The 17,657-nt window shown below is 64.0% G+C and carries 16 protein-coding genes and 1 pseudogene; 10 read left to right on the forward strand and 7 right to left on the reverse strand.

The annotated features are described in order from the left end of the window. Nucleotides 1-90: 90 nt before the first annotated feature. A complete protein-coding gene (yghU, locus tag HAP41_RS17640) occupies nt 91-972 on the forward strand; it encodes a glutathione-dependent disulfide-bond oxidoreductase (protein ID WP_166099027.1) in 882 nt (293 codons plus the stop codon). 173 nt (nt 973-1,145) lie between these two features. Here the strand turns inward: yghU and HAP41_RS17645 are convergent, their stop codons facing one another. From HAP41_RS17645 to HAP41_RS17660, 4 genes are all read right to left on the reverse strand, one after another. Beyond that, nucleotides 1,146-1,763, reverse strand: coding sequence for a flavin reductase family protein (locus tag HAP41_RS17645; protein ID WP_085403933.1), 618 nt, complete (start codon nt 1,761-1,763; stop codon nt 1,146-1,148). A gap of 152 nt (nt 1,764-1,915) precedes the next feature. Continuing rightward, nucleotides 1,916-3,193, reverse strand: coding sequence for an acyl-CoA dehydrogenase family protein (locus HAP41_RS17650; protein ID WP_014496881.1), 1,278 nt, complete (start codon nt 3,191-3,193; stop codon nt 1,916-1,918). 315 nt (nt 3,194-3,508) lie between these two features. Continuing rightward, nucleotides 3,509-3,889, reverse strand: a complete 381-nt coding sequence (locus HAP41_RS17655) for a VOC family protein (protein WP_166099008.1) — start codon at nt 3,887-3,889, stop codon at nt 3,509-3,511. 132 nt (nt 3,890-4,021) lie between these two features. After that, nucleotides 4,022-4,801, reverse strand: a complete 780-nt coding sequence (locus tag HAP41_RS17660) for an SDR family NAD(P)-dependent oxidoreductase (protein ID WP_028157159.1) — start codon at nt 4,799-4,801, stop codon at nt 4,022-4,024. Between the two features lie 179 nt (nt 4,802-4,980). Between HAP41_RS17660 and HAP41_RS17665 the strand changes: the two genes are divergently transcribed. Genes HAP41_RS17665 through HAP41_RS17675 form a run of 3 tightly spaced genes read left to right on the forward strand, consistent with a single transcriptional unit; the run spans nt 4,981 to nt 7,133 of the window. Then, nucleotides 4,981-5,769 (forward strand): enoyl-CoA hydratase/isomerase, encoded by a 789-nt coding sequence (locus tag HAP41_RS17665; protein ID WP_028146899.1) that lies wholly within the window; start codon nt 4,981-4,983, stop codon nt 5,767-5,769. Next, on the forward strand, nt 5,766-6,752 hold the full coding sequence (locus HAP41_RS17670) for a phosphotransferase family protein (RefSeq protein WP_166099000.1): 987 nt from the start codon (nt 5,766-5,768) through the stop codon (nt 6,750-6,752). Before HAP41_RS17665 ends, HAP41_RS17670 begins: the two co-directional genes overlap by 4 nt. A gap of 3 nt (nt 6,753-6,755) precedes the next feature. Then, the gene (locus tag HAP41_RS17675) at nt 6,756-7,133 is read left to right on the forward strand and encodes a DUF6285 domain-containing protein (RefSeq protein ID WP_166098997.1); all 378 of its coding nucleotides are present in this window, start codon (nt 6,756-6,758) and stop codon (nt 7,131-7,133) included. A 187-nt stretch (nt 7,134-7,320) separates the two neighbouring features. On the opposite strand, the gene HAP41_RS17680 is transcribed toward HAP41_RS17675, so the two are convergent. After that, entirely contained in the window at nt 7,321-8,100 is a 780-nt protein-coding gene (locus HAP41_RS17680; protein ID WP_166098992.1) for an enoyl-CoA hydratase-related protein, read from the reverse strand. 213 nt (nt 8,101-8,313) lie between these two features. Between HAP41_RS17680 and HAP41_RS17685 the strand changes: the two genes are divergently transcribed. Further along, the gene (locus tag HAP41_RS17685; RefSeq protein ID WP_166098989.1) at nt 8,314-9,588 is read left to right on the forward strand and encodes an acyl-CoA dehydrogenase family protein; all 1,275 of its coding nucleotides are present in this window, start codon (nt 8,314-8,316) and stop codon (nt 9,586-9,588) included. A gap of 177 nt (nt 9,589-9,765) precedes the next feature. On the opposite strand, the gene HAP41_RS17690 is transcribed toward HAP41_RS17685, so the two are convergent. Together HAP41_RS17690 and HAP41_RS17695 are read right to left on the reverse strand one after the other, a co-directional pair. Then, nucleotides 9,766-11,292 (reverse strand): fatty acid--CoA ligase, encoded by a 1,527-nt coding sequence (locus tag HAP41_RS17690; RefSeq protein ID WP_166098986.1) that lies wholly within the window; start codon nt 11,290-11,292, stop codon nt 9,766-9,768. A gap of 250 nt (nt 11,293-11,542) precedes the next feature. Then, nucleotides 11,543-12,415: an SDR family oxidoreductase gene (locus tag HAP41_RS17695; RefSeq protein ID WP_166098976.1), complete on the reverse strand. Its 873-nt coding sequence runs from the start codon at nt 12,413-12,415 to the stop codon at nt 11,543-11,545. A 105-nt stretch (nt 12,416-12,520) separates the two neighbouring features. Between HAP41_RS17695 and HAP41_RS17700 the strand changes: the two genes are divergently transcribed. The 5 genes and pseudogenes from HAP41_RS17700 (at nt 12,521) to HAP41_RS17720 (ending at nt 17,543) form a co-directional block, all read left to right on the forward strand. Beyond that, entirely contained in the window at nt 12,521-13,324 is an 804-nt protein-coding gene (locus tag HAP41_RS17700) for a crotonase/enoyl-CoA hydratase family protein (RefSeq protein ID WP_166098973.1), read from the forward strand. Between the two features lie 168 nt (nt 13,325-13,492). Next, nucleotides 13,493-15,036, forward strand: a pseudogene (locus tag HAP41_RS17705) (acyl-CoA synthetase). A gap of 77 nt (nt 15,037-15,113) precedes the next feature. Then, the gene (locus HAP41_RS17710; protein ID WP_166098968.1) at nt 15,114-15,908 is read left to right on the forward strand and encodes an enoyl-CoA hydratase/isomerase family protein; all 795 of its coding nucleotides are present in this window, start codon (nt 15,114-15,116) and stop codon (nt 15,906-15,908) included. Nucleotides 15,909-15,995: 87 nt separating this feature from the next. Then, complete coding sequence (locus HAP41_RS17715; RefSeq protein WP_166098965.1) at nt 15,996-17,075, forward strand: rhomboid family intramembrane serine protease; 1,080 nt, start codon at nt 15,996-15,998, stop codon at nt 17,073-17,075. Nucleotides 17,076-17,138: 63 nt separating this feature from the next. Further along, nucleotides 17,139-17,543: a YccF domain-containing protein gene (locus tag HAP41_RS17720; protein WP_071915736.1), complete on the forward strand. Its 405-nt coding sequence runs from the start codon at nt 17,139-17,141 to the stop codon at nt 17,541-17,543. Nucleotides 17,544-17,657 lie beyond the last annotated feature (114 nt).

Below are 17,657 nucleotides of genomic sequence, written 5' to 3' on the forward strand. Positions count from 1 at the left end.
TGCCCCGCCCGGCAATGCATTTCTGCGCCCTTGCCATCGGCCATTCGCGGGCTAATTAATGCAGGCGCATCTTTTCGCCGGAGCCCCCGCATGACCGACGCCCCCGCCTACGTGCCGCCCAAAGTCTGGACCTGGAACAAGGAGAACGGCGGGCAGTTCGCCAGCATCAACCGCCCCATTGCCGGCGCGACCCACGACAAGGAGCTGCCGGTCGGCAAGCATCCCTTCCAGCTCTATTCGCTGGCGACGCCGAATGGCGTGAAGGTCACGGTAATGCTGGAGGAGCTGCTGGCGCTCGGCCACAAGGGCGCCGAATACGATGCCTGGCTGATCAGGATCGGCAATGGCGACCAGTTCGGCAGCGGCTTTGTCGACATCAACCCGAACTCGAAAATTCCCGCGCTGGTGGACCGCTCCGGTCCCGAGCCTGTCCGGGTGTTCGAATCCGGCTCGATCCTGGTCTACCTCGCCGAGAAGTTCGGCGCCTTCCTGCCGAAGGACATCAAGAGCCGCACCGAAGCGATGTCCTGGCTGTTCTGGCAGATGGGCAGCGCGCCCTATCTCGGCGGCGGTTTCGGTCACTTCTATGCCTACGCGCCGACCAAGATCGAATACGCCATCGACCGCTTTGCGATGGAGGTCAAGCGCCAACTCGACGTGCTCGACCGGCGCCTCGCCGACAACGAGTACCTCGCGGGCAAGGAGTACACGATCGCCGACATCGCGGTGTGGCCCTGGTACGGCGCGCTCGCCAAGGGGCTGGTCTATGGCGCCGGCGAATTCCTGTCGGTGCAGGACTACAAACACGTGCAGCGCTGGACCGACCAGATCGCCAAGCGTCCGGCCGTCAAGCGCGGCCGCATGGTCAACCGCGTCTCCGGCGATCCCGCCAGCCAGCTCCACGAGCGGCACGACGCCGGCGATTTCGACACCAAGACGCAGGACAAGATCGGCGAGCCGGCCGCGACGTAAACGGTGCTCGCTTCACCTCTCCCCGCTTGCGGGGAGAGGTCGAATTCGATCAAAGATCGAATTCGGGTGAGGGGGACTTTCCGCGAGTCCAACTCACACTGTTTTCTCGGAAGCAGCCCCTCACCCCAGCCCTCTCCCCGTAAGAACGGGGCGAGGGAGCGCGATGGCGCGGCCTACTTCCTCTTCGCCCCTTCCGCGGCCGGAAACACCACGCGATCATCCGTGCGGCAGTAGCGGTCGGCGAACATGCGGCCGATCGGGTGATAGCGGTCCATGTGCACCCGCATCGCCTTGTCGTCCCACAGCTCGTCGCGGATATGGAAGTGGATGCCTTCGCCCATGATCAGCCGGCGATCGTCGTTGACGTCGATCATCTTCCAGAGCTTGCACTCCATCGCCCAGGGCGTGTCGGCGAGCCGCGGCACGGCGATCTTCGCCGACGGTGCGAGCTTCAGCCCGAGATAGTCAGGCTCGCCCACTTCAGGGGGAAAGTCGCCGCTGCTCTCGTGCATGGCCTTCGCCAGCGGCTCGTCGGCGAGGTTGACCACGAACTCGCCGGTGCGCTGGATGTTGAGAAACGTGTCCTTGTCCTGGCCGTTGGGCTTGCGGTTCGCCGCGAACATGCACAGCGGCGGATCTTCGCAGAAGGCGTTGAAGAAGCTGAACGGCGCGGCGTTGACGACGCCGGTCGGCCCGACCGAGGTCACCCACGCGATCGGCCGTGGCAGGATGAAGGACGTCAGCACCTTGTAGCGCTCGCGTGGCGTCAGGTCGCTGGCGGCGTATTCCATGGTGGCTCCGTGGGGGTGAAACTCTCGTAGGGTGGGCAAAGCGAAGCGTGCCCACCACTTTCTTGCGAAGCCGCGATGGTGGGCACGGCGCGCGAAGAGCGCGCCTTTGCCCACCCTACCGCTCTTCCCGAGCGGGGAGAGGCCAGAGACTTTTACGCCATGCTCAGCTCGTGGCGTCCCACCACCATCCAGTGCACCTCGTCCGGACCGTCGGCGAAGCGCAGATGGCGGACGTCCTGGTACATCTCGGCGAGCGGGGTCCAGTGCGAGATACCGGTGGCGCCGTGCATCTGGATCGACTGGTCGATGATCTTGCAGGCGCGCTCCGGCACCATGGCCTTGACCATGGAGACCCAGACGCGGGCCTCCTTGTTGCCGAGCACGTCCATGGCCTTGGCGGCCTTCAGCACCATCAGCCGCATCGCCTCGATCTCGCAGCGGGCCTGCGCGATGATCTGCATGTTGCCGCCGAGATGGGCGATCTTCTTGCCGAAGGCCTCACGGGTGAGGCCACGCTGCACCATCAGATCCAGCGCCTTCTCGGCCTTGCCGATGGTGCGCATGCAGTGATGGATGCGGCCCGGGCCGAGGCGGAGCTGCGAGATCTCGAAGCCGCGGCCTTCGCCGAGCAGCATGTTCTCCTTGGGCACACGGACGTTGTTGAAGCGCATGTGCATGTGGCCGCGCGGGGCGTGGTCCTGGCCGAACACGTACATGGGCCCGAGCACCTCGACGCCGGGCGTGTCGCGCGGCACCAGGATCTGCGACTGCTGCTTGCTCGGCGCCGCATCCGGATTGGTCTTCACCATCACGATGAGGATTTTGCAGCGGGGATCGCCGACGCCGGAGATGTAATATTTCTCGCCGTTGATGACCCATTCGTCGCCGACGAGCTTTGCGGTCGTCGAAATGTTCTTGGCGTCGGAGGAGGCGACGTTCGGCTCGGTCATGACATAGGCCGAACGGATCTCGCCGTTCATCAGCGGCTTCAGCCACTTCTCCTTCTGCTCCTTGGTGCCGACGCGCTCCAGCACTTCCATGTTGCCGGTGTCCGGCGCCGAACAGTTCATGGTCTCGGAGGCCAGCGGACTCTTGCCGAGCTCGGAGGCGATATAGGCGTAGTCGAGATTCTTCAGGCCCTGTCCGGTCTCGTCGTCGGGCAGGAAGAAGTTCCAGAGACCTTCCTTCTTGGCCTTGTTCTTGGCGACCTCGAGCACCTCGAGCTGCTTCGGGGTGAAGCTCCAGCGATCCTGCTTGCCTTCGCCGGCCTTGGCGAATTCGATCGACATCGGCTCGACGGTGTCGCGGATGAATTTCCTGACGTGATCGTAGAGCGGCCGGACCTGGTCCGACATGCGCAGATCGTTGAGCTCGTCGCCGGGATTGAGGGTGTAGTTGGTGGTGCGGGGTATGTAGGCGTGCTTTGTCATTGTTCCTCCCGGGGTCACTGAGATCGCGTTGGGCCGCAGAATAGTCGCAGCGCGGCCAAAGCGCGAGCGCGCATTTTTTCAGGCGACCCATGCCATGCGATGGAATATCGCGAGCGCGTTTGAAATGTTGTTTGAACGGGGTCGCAGTTTCGGTGTGTCCGCGCGCCAATCTCCGCTGTCATCGCCCGATTCAATCGGGCGATCCAGTACTCCGTGACGTCTGTGGTTCACCGAGAAGCCGCAGCGTACTGGATTCCCCGCTCCAGTGCGCAATTGCGCACAAGGCGAGGAATGACAGCGGTGGATGTGGCTGGCCTAGTTCGCCATCCGATGCATCGCGCAGATCTTGTTGCCGTCGAGGTCGCGCAAATAAGCGATGTAGAGCTTGTTCCCTGCGCCCTCGCGGATGCCGGGCGGATTCTCGATCGGCGTTCCGCCGGCGGCGACACCGGTGGCGTGCCACTTGTCGACCTGCTCAGGCGAGTTGGCGGCAAAGCCGATGGTGCTGCCATTCGCACACGTGGCGGCCTCGCCGTTGATCGGCTTCGTCACCGAGAACACGCCGGTCTTGGTGATGTAGAAGATGCGATGGCCGTCGACCCTGGCCGGGCGCACCTCGAGCGTGCCGAGCAGCTGGTCGTAGAACGCCTTAGCCTTGTCGAGGTCGTTGGTGCCGATCATGATGTGTGAGAACATTTGCCCATTCCCCTTCTGCGCTTACAAAAACTAGCATCGTAGGGTGGGCAAAGCGCAGCGTGCCCACCACGACAATCTAAAACGCTTATGGTGGGCACGCCGCAAGTGCGGCTTTGCCCACCCTACAAGAAATCAAAACGCCGTATAGCCGCCGTCGATCACGAACGTATCCGCGGTGTGATACGACGATGCCTTGCTCATCAGATATACCGCGATGCCGCCGAAATCGCTGGCCTCGCCGAAGCGCCGCATCGGAATGCGCGGCATCACATTGGCGACGAACTTCTCGTTGGCCATGATGCCCGCGGTCATGTCGCTCTTGATCCAGCCGGGCAGGATCGCATTCGCGGTGACGCCGTGACGCGCCAGTTCGACGCCGAGCGCGCGCACCAGCGCGTTGATCGCGGCCTTGGTCGCGGCATAATGCTCGTTGCGCGCCGTGCCGAAGATCGAGGCGAGGCTCGATGTCGCGACCAGCCGGCCGAAGGGATCGCCGGCATTGGCGCGCTCGGTCATGTGTTTTGCGGCGGCCTGGAACGCGTGGAACACGCCGTCCAGATTGGTCGCAAACATCGTGCGCCACTCTTCCTCGGTGCGCTCGATGAAGGAGCGCCGGCCGCCGCCACCGATGCCGGCATTGGCAAAGCAGCCGTCGACCCGCCCGAAAATGTCGAGCGTCGCCTTCATCGCGGCATTGACCGAAGCGGGATCGGTGACGTCGCAGACGCGGGTGTCGACCTTGCCGGATAGCCCCGTCATGCTCGCGGCAGCAGCCTTGTTCTTGTCAGGATTGCGGCCCCAGATCGAGACGTTGCAGCCCTGGCCGGCGAGCGCCTGCGCGATGCCGAGCCCGATACCGCCATTGCCGCCGGTGATCACGGCGACGCGGCCGCTGAGGTCGAAAAGGTTCATGGCGCGTTTCCTGTTTTTGGCACGGGCGCGCGCCAGCCTGTGCGCGCAAGATTGTGCGATACGACGACAAGGTATGTTCGGACCACCATGGACAAGGCCGCGACAAAAATCAAATATGCGCCCCGGCAAAACTAATTCCGGTCTGCGAAACATCGCTAGTACCAACTGACGAGGAAACCATGCAGTTCAAACACGTCACGCTCGATTTCGATGGTTCGGTCGCGATCCTCCGGCTCGACCATCAGGAGGTGATGAATGCGGTCTCCATGGACATGCTGGGCGGCCTCTCCGATGCCCTCGACGCGATCGAGGAGAAGAAGGGCGAGGTCCGCTGCGTGGTACTGACCGGCGCGGGGCGGGCGTTCTGCACCGGTGCGAATCTGCAAGGGCGCAACAACCAGTCGAAGAAGACCAAGGCCGGCCTGACGCTCGAGACCGGCTTTCATCCCTTCCTGCGCCGCATCCGCAATCTGCATTGCCCGATCGTCACTGCCGTCAACGGCCCGGCCGCCGGTGCCGGCATGAGCTTCGCGCTGCTCGGCGACATGATTTTGTGCGCGCGGTCCTCTTATTTTCTTCAAGCGTTTCGTCGCATCGGCCTGGTGCCGGATTGCGGCTCGACCTGGCTGCTGCCGCGCCTGATCGGCCGGGCGCGTTCGGTCGAATTGTCGCTGATGGGCGAGCGCCTGCCGGCCGAGAAGGCGCTGGAATGGGGCCTCGTCAACCGCGTCTATGACGACGGCGTGCTGATGGAGGAGGCGATGAAGCTCGCGCGCGATCTCGCGAGCGGCCCGACGGTCGCGCTGTCGCTGATCCGCAAGCTCTACTGGGACAGCCCCGAAAATTCGTTCGAGGATCAGCTCAATCTCGAATTCCAGTGCCAGCTGCGTGCCGGCGACACGGACGATTTCCGTGAAGGCGTTGGCGCGTTCCTGGAGAAGCGCCCGGCGCAGTTCAAAGGCAAATGATCGAGGCCGAGCTCTCCCGCAGCGTCGCGCGCTGGTGCGAAGGGGCGACCGGCGTCACCGGCGCGGCAAAACTGTCCGGCGGCGCCAGCCAGGAAACCTGGCGCTTCGACATCGAGCATCCCGATGGGCCGATCGGGGCGATCCTGCGCCGCTCGCCGAAGGGCTATGGCGCCGCGCCGACGCGGGCGGCCGGTCTCGGCGCCGAAGCGCAGTTGATGCAGCTTGCCTATGAGGCGGGCGTGCCGTCGCCGCGCGTCATGCATGTGCTGACGCCGGACGAAAATCTCGGCACCGGCTTCATCATGCAGCGGGTCGAGGGCGAAACCATCGCCCGCAAGATTCTTCGCGATGATGAGTATGCGGCGGCGCGGCCGCGTCTCGCGCGGCAGATCGGCGGCGTGCTCGCCGGCCTGCACAGGCTGCCGCAGGACAAGCTGCCCGAGCTGCGCAGCCGGTCCGCGACTCAGGAGATCGGCGAGTTCGAGCGCGACTATCGCAGCCTGAACTGGCCCAAGCCCGTGTTCGAGCTGGCGCTGCGCTGGCTGCGCGACCATGATCCCGGCCCCTCGGCCGAGACCACGCTGGTGCACGGCGATTTCCGCAACGGCAATCTCATCATCGGCGCCGACGGCGTCCGCGCCGTGCTCGACTGGGAGCTCGCCCATCTCGGCGATCCCATGGAGGATCTCGGCTGGGTCTGCGTCAATTCCTGGCGTTTTGGTGAGATCGACAAGCCGGTGGGCGGTTTTGGCACACGCGAGGAGTTGTTCGCCGGCTATGAGGCCGCGGGCCGCAAATGCGATCCGGTGCGCGTCAAATTCTGGGAAGTGATGGGCACACTGCGCTGGGGCATCATGTGCGGCGGCATGATGCAGCGGTTCCGCGAGGGGCCTGACCATTCGATGGAACGCGCCATGATCGGCCGCCGCGCCAGCGAGACCGAGATCGATCTGTTGCGGCTGTTGGCGCCGCGCGGGAGCTGACACATGCAGGACGAACCGACACCGACCGAGCTGACCAAGGCGGTCGCCGATTTCCTCCGCAACGACATCACGCCGCTGATTTCCGGTCATCAGGCCTTCATGCTGCGCGTCGCCGTCAACATCCTCGACCTCGTCACGCGGCAGCTGACGCAGGAGGAGAGGAGCGACGCGAAGGAGGTGGAGCGGCTGCGCGCGCTGCTGGGCATGGACGGCTCGGTCACCGATCTCAACCGCGCGCTCGCCGATCGCATCGCCAAGGGTGAGGTTGATCTGGCAACGCCTGGCCTCGCTGAGCATCTTTGGGCGACCACGATGGACAAGCTCGCGGTCGATCAGCCGAACTACGCGTCTTACAAGCGGGAATTGGGACGAGGCGGGTAGGCGGTGCGATATTCTCCGCTGTCATCGCCCGCCTAGTGCGCAATTGCGCACAGGGGCGGGCGATCCAGTATTCCAGAGACGGCAGTGAGATACGTTGAAGCCGCGGCGTACTGGATGCCCCGGTCAAGCCGGGGCATGACACCTGTGGTGTTGGGGCATCCGTCGTAGTGACGAAGAGAGCGGCACTCTACTTCCCCACCCATTTCGGCGGCCGCTTCTCCGAGAACGCCTTCGGGCCCTCGATGTAATCCTGCGAAGCCACCATCGCCTTCACCGCCGGATATTCGCGCTGCTCCTCGATCGCCTGTTTCAGTGACACGGCGAGCCCCTTCTGGATGGTCTGCTTCGACGCCCGGATCGACATCGGCGAGTTCTTGGTGATCATCTCCGCCCAGCGCAGCGCGCCCAACAGGGCCTCGCCTTGCGGCACCACCTCGTTGACGAAGCCGAGCTCGTGGCCCTCCTTGGCGCTGACATGGCGCGCGGTGAGGATCATGCCCATGGCGCGCTTGAGCCCGATCTGGCGCGGCAGCCGGTGCAGGCCGCCGGCAAGCGCAGCAAGGCCGACACGTGGCTCGGGCAGGGCGAAGGTCGCGTTCTCGGACGCGATGATCAGGTCGCAGGCGAGCGCGATCTCGAAGCCGCCGCCCATGGCGACGCCGTTGACCGCGGCGATGATCGGCTTGTCGCAGTCGAAGCGCGAGGTGAGGCCGGCAAAGCCGCCCTTGTCCCAGCCGCGCTTGCCGCCCGCCGCCTGCCACTTCAGATCGTTGCCGGCGCAGAACGCCTTGTCGCCGGCGCCGGTGACGACCGCGACCCACTGCTCGGGATCGGCGGAGAAATCGTCGAACACCTTGTTGAGCTCGAAATGCGCATCGATGTGCAGCGCGTTGTAGACCTCGGGCCGCGACAGCGTGATGATCGTGATCGGCCCCTTGCGTTCCACCTTTGAGAATTTCAGATCCATCGCGTGCTCCCGCATTTTCTCGTGAAGGAATATTGCGGACATACTAGCGCGCGTCGGCGCCGCGACACCATCGAATTGCGCGGGCGCGCCTTGCGCCTGTCACACGCCTTGCCTTGCTTGACTTGCGCGCGCACTTCTCACCTTAATCGTGCGAAGCAAAAAGCGCGGTTAGCGCCTTAACGCAAAACGACAAAACTACTCCGGGAGAGAGCCGTGGATTTCTCATTGCCTGCCGATCTCGTCGCCTATCTCGGAGAGCTCGATCGATTCATCGAACGCGAGATCAAGCCGCTCGAACAGGCCGACGACAACATCCGCTTCTTCGACCATCGCCGCGAATGGGCGCGCACCGATTTCGACAATGGCGGCCTGCCACGACATGAGTGGGAAGCGCTGCTGCGCAAGGCCAAGGATCTCGCGGACGCCGCCGGCCATCTGCGCTTTCCGGTGCCAAAGCAATATGGCGGCAAGGACGGCTCCAACCTCTGGATGGCCGTGATCCGCGAGCACTTTGCCGCCAGGGGTCTCGGCCTGCACAACGATCTCCAGAACGAGCACTCCATCGTCGGCAATTTCCCTGTTGTCACCATGCTCGATCGCTATGGCCGCGACGACCAGAAGGCGATGATCGACGGCTCGATCAGGGGCAAGTACCGCATCACCTTTGGATTGACGGAGCCGCATCACGGCTCGGACGCGACGCACATGGAGACGCGCGCGGTGCCCGCGACCCGCGACAACGTCAAGGGCTGGATCATCAACGGCGAGAAGATGTGGACGACCGGCATGCACGTCGCCACGCATTGCGCGCTGTTCGCGCGCACCTCGGGCAATGACGGCGATGCGCGCGGCATCACCTGCTTCCTGGTGCCGGCCAAGAGCCATGGCGTGAAGGTCGAGGAGTACATGTGGACCTTCAACATGCCGACCGACCATCCCCGCGTCAGTTTTACGGACGTGTTCGTGCCGGAGGACGCGCTGTTCGGCGAAGTCGGCCGCGGCCTGTCGCTGGCGCAGTGCTTTGTCCACCAGAACCGCATCCGCCAGGCGGCAAGCTCGCTCGGCGCCGCCGTCTACTGCATCAACGAGAGTGTGAAGTACGCGCGCGAGCGAAAGCCGTTCGGCAAGGCGCTCGCCGAGAACCAGGCGATCCAGTTTCCGCTGGTCGAGCTCGCGACCCAAGCCGAGATGCTGCGCCTGTTGATCCGCAAGACAGCCTGGGAGATGGACCAGCTCAATGAGGAGCAGATCGAGCGCACGCTCTCCGACCGCGTCTCCATGTGCAACTACTGGGCAAACCGCCTCTGCTGCGAATCCGCCGACCGTGCCATGCAGGTCCACGGCGGCATGGGCTATTCACGCCACAAGCCGTTCGAGCACATCTACCGCCACCACCGCCGCTATCGCATCACGGAGGGGAGTGAGGAGATCCAGATGCGGAAGGTGGCGGGGTTCTTATTCGGGTATATGGGGCCGGGGAAGCATTAGAGAGACGCTGCGATCTCTCCCCGAGTCGTCCCCGCGAATGCGGGGAGGACCCATAACCCCAGGGAGTAGTTTGAGGCGAGACGGCAACTCCGTGTCTTCGCCAAACTCCACCCTGTGGTTATGGGTCCCGGGCTCGCGCTGCGCGCGCCCCGGGACGACGACGCGGATAGAGCGGGGCTAATTCACCCGTCGGTCCTTCCCTACCCAATACGGCTCCCTCAGCTGCCGCCGCAAGATCTTGCCTGACGGATTCCGCGGCAGCGCCGGCAAGAACTCCACGCTCTTCGGTGTCTTGAATCCAGCGATACGTTCGCGGGTGAAGTTGATGATGTCGGTGGCGGTCGCCTGCTTGCCGGGCTTCATCACCACGACGGCCTTCACGGCTTCGCCCCATTTGTCGTCGGGCACGCCGATCACGGCGGCCTCGGCGACGTCAGGATGATCGCACAGCGCGCTCTCGACCTCGGCCGGGTAGATGTTCTCGCCGCCGGAGATGATCATGTCCTTGATGCGGTCGTGGATGTAGAGATAGCCGTCCTCGTCCATGTAGCCGGCGTCGCCCGTGCGCAGCCAGCCATCGCCGCGCAGGGTCGAGGCGGTCGCCTCCGGTAAATTCCAATAGCCGGCCATGTTGGAGCCCGAGCGCGTCGCGATCTCGACGCCCGGCAGCGCCTTGCCGGCCGAGCGCATCCGCTCGAGGCCCTCGACGTGGTCCTCCGGCGGCAGCGCGACGATGGTGCCTGTCGTCTCGGTCATGCCGTACATCTGCACGAAGCCGCATTTGAAGATCTCGATGCATTCCTTCAGCAGCGCCGCCGGAATGGGCGAGGCGCCATACAGCATGTATTTCAGGCGCGAGAAATCGACCGTCTTCGCGCGCGGCTGCCGTACCACGAACTGCATCGCCGCCGGCACCATGAACAGCTTGGTGATGCCCGACTGCTCGAAGAAATCCAGCACCTTGGTCGGATCGAACTCGCGCGCGATCACGCCGCGGGCGCCGTGATAAAGGCCCATCACGCCCCAGCCGGAGCCGCCGATATGGAAGATTGGCATCGCCACCAGCGACACGTCGTCGGTGGACCACCGGTTCCACTCCGGCTTGTCCGCGGCATTGCCGGTTTGCACGAGGTTGAGGAAGTTCGCATGCGACAGCATCGCGCCCTTGGGCTTGCCTGTGGTGCCCGACGTATAAAGCTGGATTGCGATGTCCCTGGTGTCGATCGGCACCCTGGGATCATCGCCGCTCTGCGCATCGCGCCAGGCCGTAAAATCCTGCCATTCCGGCGCGCCGCCTTCGGTGGTGATGACAGTGCGCACGCCAGGCAGCTGGTCCTTGATCTGGCGGACCTGCGCGATGAACTCCGGCCCGACGAACAGCACCGGCGCGTTGCAATCCGCAACGATGAACGCGACCTCGGGCCCGGCGAGACGCCAGTTCACCGGCGCCATCACCACGCCGGCCTTCATCGCGCCCATCAGCAGCTCGAAATAGAGATCGCTGTTCTTGCCGAGATAGGCGATGCGGTCGCCCTTCTCCACGCCCATCGCGATCAACGCGTTGGCGACCTTGTTGGTCTTGACGTTAAACTCGGCAAAGCTGGTGACGCGGCCCTCGAACTCGTAGGCGGTCGCGTTGCCGCGGCTGGTCGCGCGCTCGCGCACCATGTCGGCGAGATTCGCCAATGGCTGTGTGGTGGACATGTCTCTCCCGTGGCGTCTTGTTTTTATGCCTGGGAGTGTGGCGTCATCCGCGGGTGAAGACAAGATGGGAGGGGCCCCCCGCTGTCGTCCCGGACAAGCGCAGCGGAGCGGAGCGGAGATCCGGGACCTATAGCCACAGGGAGGAGTTGTGGCGCGAGATCGGGGTTATGAGTCTTCGCCAAACCTCATCCTGGGGTTATGGGTCCCGGGCTCGCGCTATGCGCGCCCCGGGACGACAGCGGTGGGTGCATCACCCCCGCTTCGCCCGGTCCTTCTCGTTCTGCGCCATGATGCTCTCGCGCGCGGTTTTCCAGTCGTCGTCGCTCCAGTCGCGGAGCTGGTAGAAATTGCCGCCCATCGCCAGCGCCTGCGCGCCGTCCATCGCGATGGTCTCGCCGCTGATCCAGTCGCAGCCGCCGGAGATCAGGAACACCGCGAGGTTCTGCAATTCCTCCATGGTGCCGACGCGGCTCATCGGGTTCATCGCCTTGGTGCGCGCGCCGGCTTCGTCGCCGGGCTTGATGCGCTTGCTCATGCCCTCGGTCGGGATCTCGCCCGGCGCGATGGTGTTGAGGCGGATGCCGTAGCGGCCCCATTCGGTCGCGAGCGACATCGTCATGGCGTGGATCGCCGACTTGCTCATCGCCGACGGCACCACGTAAGGCGAGCCGTTGCGCACCCAGGTCGTGGTGATGGAAACGACATTGCCGGGCTGCTTCAAGGCGATCCAGCGCTTGCCGACGGCATGGGTCACATAGAACGTGCCGTGCATCACGATGTTGGCGACGGCATCGAAGCCGCGCGGCGAGAGTTCCTCGCTGCGCGAGATGAAATTGCCGGCCGCGTTGTTGATGAGATCGGTGAGGGGAGCGTCACGAAAGATGGTCTCGATCATCTCTTCGACCGCGAGGGCGTTGCGGATGTCGACGCCGTGGCTGGTGACGCGGCCACCATGCAGGTCCATCAGCTCGGTCGCGGTCTCGTCGCACACGATCTTGCGCCGGCCGCAGATGTGCACCTCTGCTCCAAGCTGGAGGAAGCGCGCCGCCATCGACTTGCCGAGTCCGGTGCCACCACCGGTGACAAGGATGTTCCTGCCGGCCAGAAGATTTTCCTTGAACATGGCTGTTTCTCCCGTACGGATTGTCAGTTAATTGGTCGATTGACTAAATCCGGCCGCTGGCTTCCTGTAAAGCGGCACTGAACAAGAACAGGGGAGAATTCATCCATGGAAGAGCGCGTCTCGATCTCGGAAGGCGTCGCCGACGTGCGGCTGGTGCGCGCCGACAAGATGAATGCGCTCGATCAGGCGATGTTCGAGGCCCTTGTTGCCGCAACCGACCGGCTTTCGAAGGAAAAGCGCGTGCGTGTCGTCGTGCTCTCGGGCGAAGGCCGCGCCTTCTGCGCCGGTCTCGACATGGGGCGTTTTGCCGCCATGAAGGAGACAGGCGGGAACGGAATTCCGGGTGGCGAAAATCGCGATCTCACCAAGCGCACGCATGGCCATGCGAACTTTCCGCAACAGGCGGTGTGGGGATGGCGCCAGTTGCCGGTTCCCGTGATCGCGGCCGTGCACGGAGTCGCTTTCGGCGGTGGGTTCCAGCTCTCGCTCGGTGCCGACATGCGCTTTCTCTCGGCCGATGCGCGGATGTCGGTGATGGAGATCAAATGGGGCCTCGTGCCCGACATGGCCGGCACGCCGATCCTGGCCTCGCTCGTGCGCGACGACATTTTGCGCGATCTCACCTACACCGGCCGCATCTTCTCCGCACAGGAGGCGATGAGCTACGGCCTCGCGACGCGCATCTGCGACGACCCCCGCGCCACGGCTCTCGAAGTCGCGCGCGAAATCGCCGGCAAGAGCCCCGATGCGATCCGCGCCGCAAAGCGCCTGCTCAACAATCTCTCGGTCGATCCGGGCCCGGCGCTGCTCGCCGAGTCGGTCGAGCAGCAGAAGCTGATCGGCAGTGCGAACCAGACCGAAGCGGTGCGCTCCAATCTGGAGAAGCGCGAGGCGAGGTATGTAGACTGACAGGCTCTCCGTCATGGCCGGGCAGAAGCGCGAAGCGCGTCTTCGCGCTAGATGTCCCGGCCATCCACGTTCTTGGTCAGAAGCGGCAAGCAAGAACGTGGATCACCGGGACAAGCCCGGTGATGACGACTAACTGGCAACGTCGCTAAACAACAAAGAAAAACAAAAATGAGCGAAACGTCCCCATTCCTCGGCATCGTCTCCGGCGCCCGCCGCCGTACCCACGCCGAAGTCGCCAACCGCGCGGATCGCATCGCGAGCGGCCTCAGCAAAATCGGCGTCAAGCAGGGCGATTGCGTCTGCATGCTGATGCGCAACGACATCGCCTTCCTCGAAGCCGCCTACGCCGCGATGCGGCTCGGGGCCTATGGCGTGCCGATCAACTGGCACTTCAAGCCGGAGGAGATCAACTACATCCTCAACGACACCGGCACGTCCGTGCTGATCGGGCATGCCGACATGCTGCACGTCCTGCGCGATGTGATCCCGAAAGGCGTCACCGTGCTCAGCGTGCCGACCCCGCCGGAGATCCTGTCCAACTACAAGATCGATCCCGATCATCTGGTGAAGCCGGACTTCGCGATCGATTTCGAGTCCTGGCTTGCGCAACACCAGCCCTATGACGCCCGGTCGTGCCGCAGCCCATGAACATGATCTACACCTCGGGGACGACAGGCCATCCCAAGGGCGTGCGGCGCAATGCGCCCACGCCGGAACAGGCGGCGGCCGGCGAGCGCATGCGTGCGATGATCTATGGGCTCAAGCCCGGCGCCCGCGCGATCCTGCCGGGCCCGCTCTATCACTCCGCGCCGAACTCGTTCGGCATCCGCGCCGGCAAGCTCGACGGCGCGCTGGTGCTGATGCCGCGCTTCGAGGCCGAGGAGTTCCTGGACCTGATCGAACGATACAAGATCGACACCATCTTCATGGTCCCGACCATGTTCATTCGCCTGATGAAGCTGCCGGAGGTGGTCCGCAAGAAATACGATGTCTCGTCGCTGCGCCACATCATCCATGCCGCCGCGCCATGTCCGGCCGACGTCAAGCGCGCGATGATCGAATGGTGGGGGCCGGTGATCTACGAATTCTACGGCTCGACCGAATCCAGCGCCGTCACCTTCGCGACCTCTGAGGATGCACTCAAAAGGCCCGGCACCGTCGGCAGGATTTCGCCCGGCGCCGAGCTGCGCTTTATCGGCGATGACGGCCGCGTGCTGGGCGTGGGCGAGATCGGCGAGATCTATTCCCGCATGGCCGAAATGGCTGACTTCACTTACCACAACAAGCCGGAGAAGCGCGCCGAGATCGACCGCGACGGCTTCATCACCTCCGGCGACGTCGGCTATATCGACGAAGACGGCTACGTCTTCATCTGCGACCGCAAGCGCGACATGGTGATCTCAGGCGGGGTCAACATCTATCCGGCCGAGATCGAATCCGTGCTCCACGCTGTGCCCGGCGTGCATGATTGCGCCGTGTTCGGCATCCCCGATGCCGAGTTCGGCGAGGCGCTGATGGCCGTGGTCGAACCGCAACCGGGTGTCACGCTCGATGCGTCCGATGTCCGTGCAAGGCTGAAGACGTCGCTCGCCGACTACAAGGTGCCGAAGCATATCGATATCCGCGCTGGGCTGCCGCGCGAAGACTCCGGAAAGATCTTCAAACGCCGGCTCCGCGATCCCTATTGGGAGCAGGCGGGGCGGAAGATTTGAGAAAGAACCCGTAGGGTAGGCACGGCGCAAACGCGCCTTTGCCCACCCGACGAGGGACACGCTGGGAAACATTCATTATGAGCGACGCTGCCAAGGAAGTGCTGTACGAAGTCGCCGACCACATCGCGGTGATCACGCTGAATGCGCCGGAGCGCATGAACACGATCTCCGGCCCGATGCTGAACGATCTGGCGCGGCTGCTGACCGAGGCCAATGAGGACCGCAACGTCCGGGTCGTGATCTTCACCGGCAAGGGGCGGGCATTCTGCGCCGGCCTCGATTTGCGTCAGGAGCGCGACGGCAATGGCCTCAGTGCCGCGTCGTCGCCGACCACGATCAATCTGCGCAACACGCCGCCGACCGTGCTTCAGGCGATGGACAAGCCGACCATCTGCGCCGTCAACGGCGGCGCCGCCGGTTACGGCATGGACACCGCGCTCGGCTGCGATATCCGCATCATGGCGGAGTCCTCGAAGCTTGCGGCGGCCTTCGTCAAGCGCGGCGTCGTGCCGGAATCCGGCGGCACCTGGCTGCTGCCTCGGATGCTCGGCTGGGCCAAGGCTTCCGAGCTGACCTTCACCGGCCGGACGCTCAGCGCCCGCGAGTGTCTGGAATGGGGCCTCGCCAACGAGGTCGTGCCGGATGCCGACTTGATGGGCCGCGCCCGCGCCATCGCCCGCGAAATCGCAGCCAACGCGCCGCTCGCGGTGCAGGCCTCCAAGCGCATGATGCGGATGGGCCTCAACGAGAACTTCTCCGATCACGTTCACCACGTCTACCTCCAGCTTCTGCCGCTGTTCAAGACACAGGACATGGCCGAGGGCATGAAGGCGTTCATGGAGAAGCGTGAGCCGAAGTTCGAGGGGCGGTAGGCGCCGCCTGATCGCGCACGCTGGAGTAGCAATCAGTAATCGGCTCGGCTAGGTTGACGTTCCCACGCCAACCGCTTGCGATCGCCGATGCCCTCAAACCGCGCCAGCTTCTTCGAAGTTCCTCATGCGGCCCTTTACGCGCTGATGACGGTGACCGTCCTGGCGTCGGGATTCTGCTTCATCCAGGCAGGCAGTCCGGCGGCGCCGGCAGAGTTGCTGTATCGCTATGGCGGCATGTATTCGGGCGCAATCGCGCGGCATGAGTACTGGCGCCTGCTCGCCTATGGCTTCCTGCATGTCAACTTCGTCCACCTCACCATGAACATGTTGTGCCTCGTGCTGTGGGGCGGACATCTCGAGCGGCGAGTGGGACCGGCCTATTTCCTCATCATCTATCTCTGCGCGATGGTGTTCGGCGCCGTCATCGGCAATGGCATCCATTCCACGCCCTATTTGACCGTCGGCGCGTCCGGCGCCACGTCGGGCGTTTTGGGTGCGCTGCTCTGCCTGTGGATCCTCGGCAAGCTCGACGTCAGGTTCGACTTCTTCGCCATCAACATCGGATTGAACATTGCGTTTGCGCTCGGCAATTCGCGGATCGACTGGGGCGTCCATCTCGGCGGCTTTGCGGCCGGATTGATCGCCTGCGCATTGCTGGACCTCATCGAGAAGGCGAATCCTTACGCGCTTCGTTGCAAATTTCCCGAAGCCGTGAAGGTCAATCTCACTCTGTTGGCCTGTGTTGCTGCTGCGTGGGCTTGGAGCGGTCAGGCCATCGCCGCCGGGATTTCCGGATGGGGCCTGGCCATCGTTGTCGTGGTCGCATGCTGTGCGGTCGTGAAGGTGGTTGATCTCGTCCTCTCCATGAAGAAGGGTCTTGCGATCGTCGTGGTCGCCCTGGCTGGAGCGAATGCTGTCACCATCCTGCTGTGCGGTTTGGCTCTGGCATCTTCTTGCAGTCCGCGCTGGCCAACCGGGTCCGTTCCACTCGATAATCTTCTCGTCATATTCTGTCCCAATCCTGTTCTGATCTCGGGGCTGGCCGCGATCGGTGCCGCCGCGGTGACGCTGTGGCTCTGTGCAAGGGAAATTTCGCGCGGGATCGAGGATGTCGGATTTGTCGGCACATCGCTGCGTGCCGAACGCAGCCGGCGTCATGGACTATGACCGCGGAGGTCGTGCTATAAGAGGGCTCATTGACCCCGGATCATCCCAAGGTTCCTAAATCTAATGGCCCCCGTTTCCATTCTGCTCAACGTGATCTGGATTCTCATCGGCGGTGCCTGGATGGCATTCGGCTGGCTGGTGGCTTCCGTCATCATGGCCATTACCATCATCGGCCTTCCCTGGGCGCGGGCGGCGTTCAACATCGCGGTCTACGCCCTGCTGCCGTTCGGCTCGCGCGCGGTCAACCGCGACGAGGTCACCGGTATGGGCGATATCGGCACCGGCCCGCTCGGGGTGATCGGGAACATTATCTGGTTCGTGCTGGCCGGCTGGTGGCTGGCACTCGGCCACGTGCTGACAGCCGTGATCTTCGCCGTCACCATCATCGGCATTCCCTTTGCCTGGGCCCATCTGAAGCTCGCGGGGATCGCGCTCTGGCCGATCGGCAAGGTGATCGTGCCGGCCTAGCCGCAAGGAGTGATCGCCCCTTTCAGTGTGCGCCGCCCCCAACTTCATCTTGCGCTGCGGCAAAAAACTTGCACACTCGGCTGAGCCGGGCAGCGAAGCGAGCTCGAACAAGGA

The sequence above is a fragment of the Bradyrhizobium barranii subsp. apii genome (genome assembly GCF_011516635.5).
Lineage (GTDB): Bacteria > Pseudomonadota > Alphaproteobacteria > Rhizobiales > Xanthobacteraceae > Bradyrhizobium > Bradyrhizobium barranii.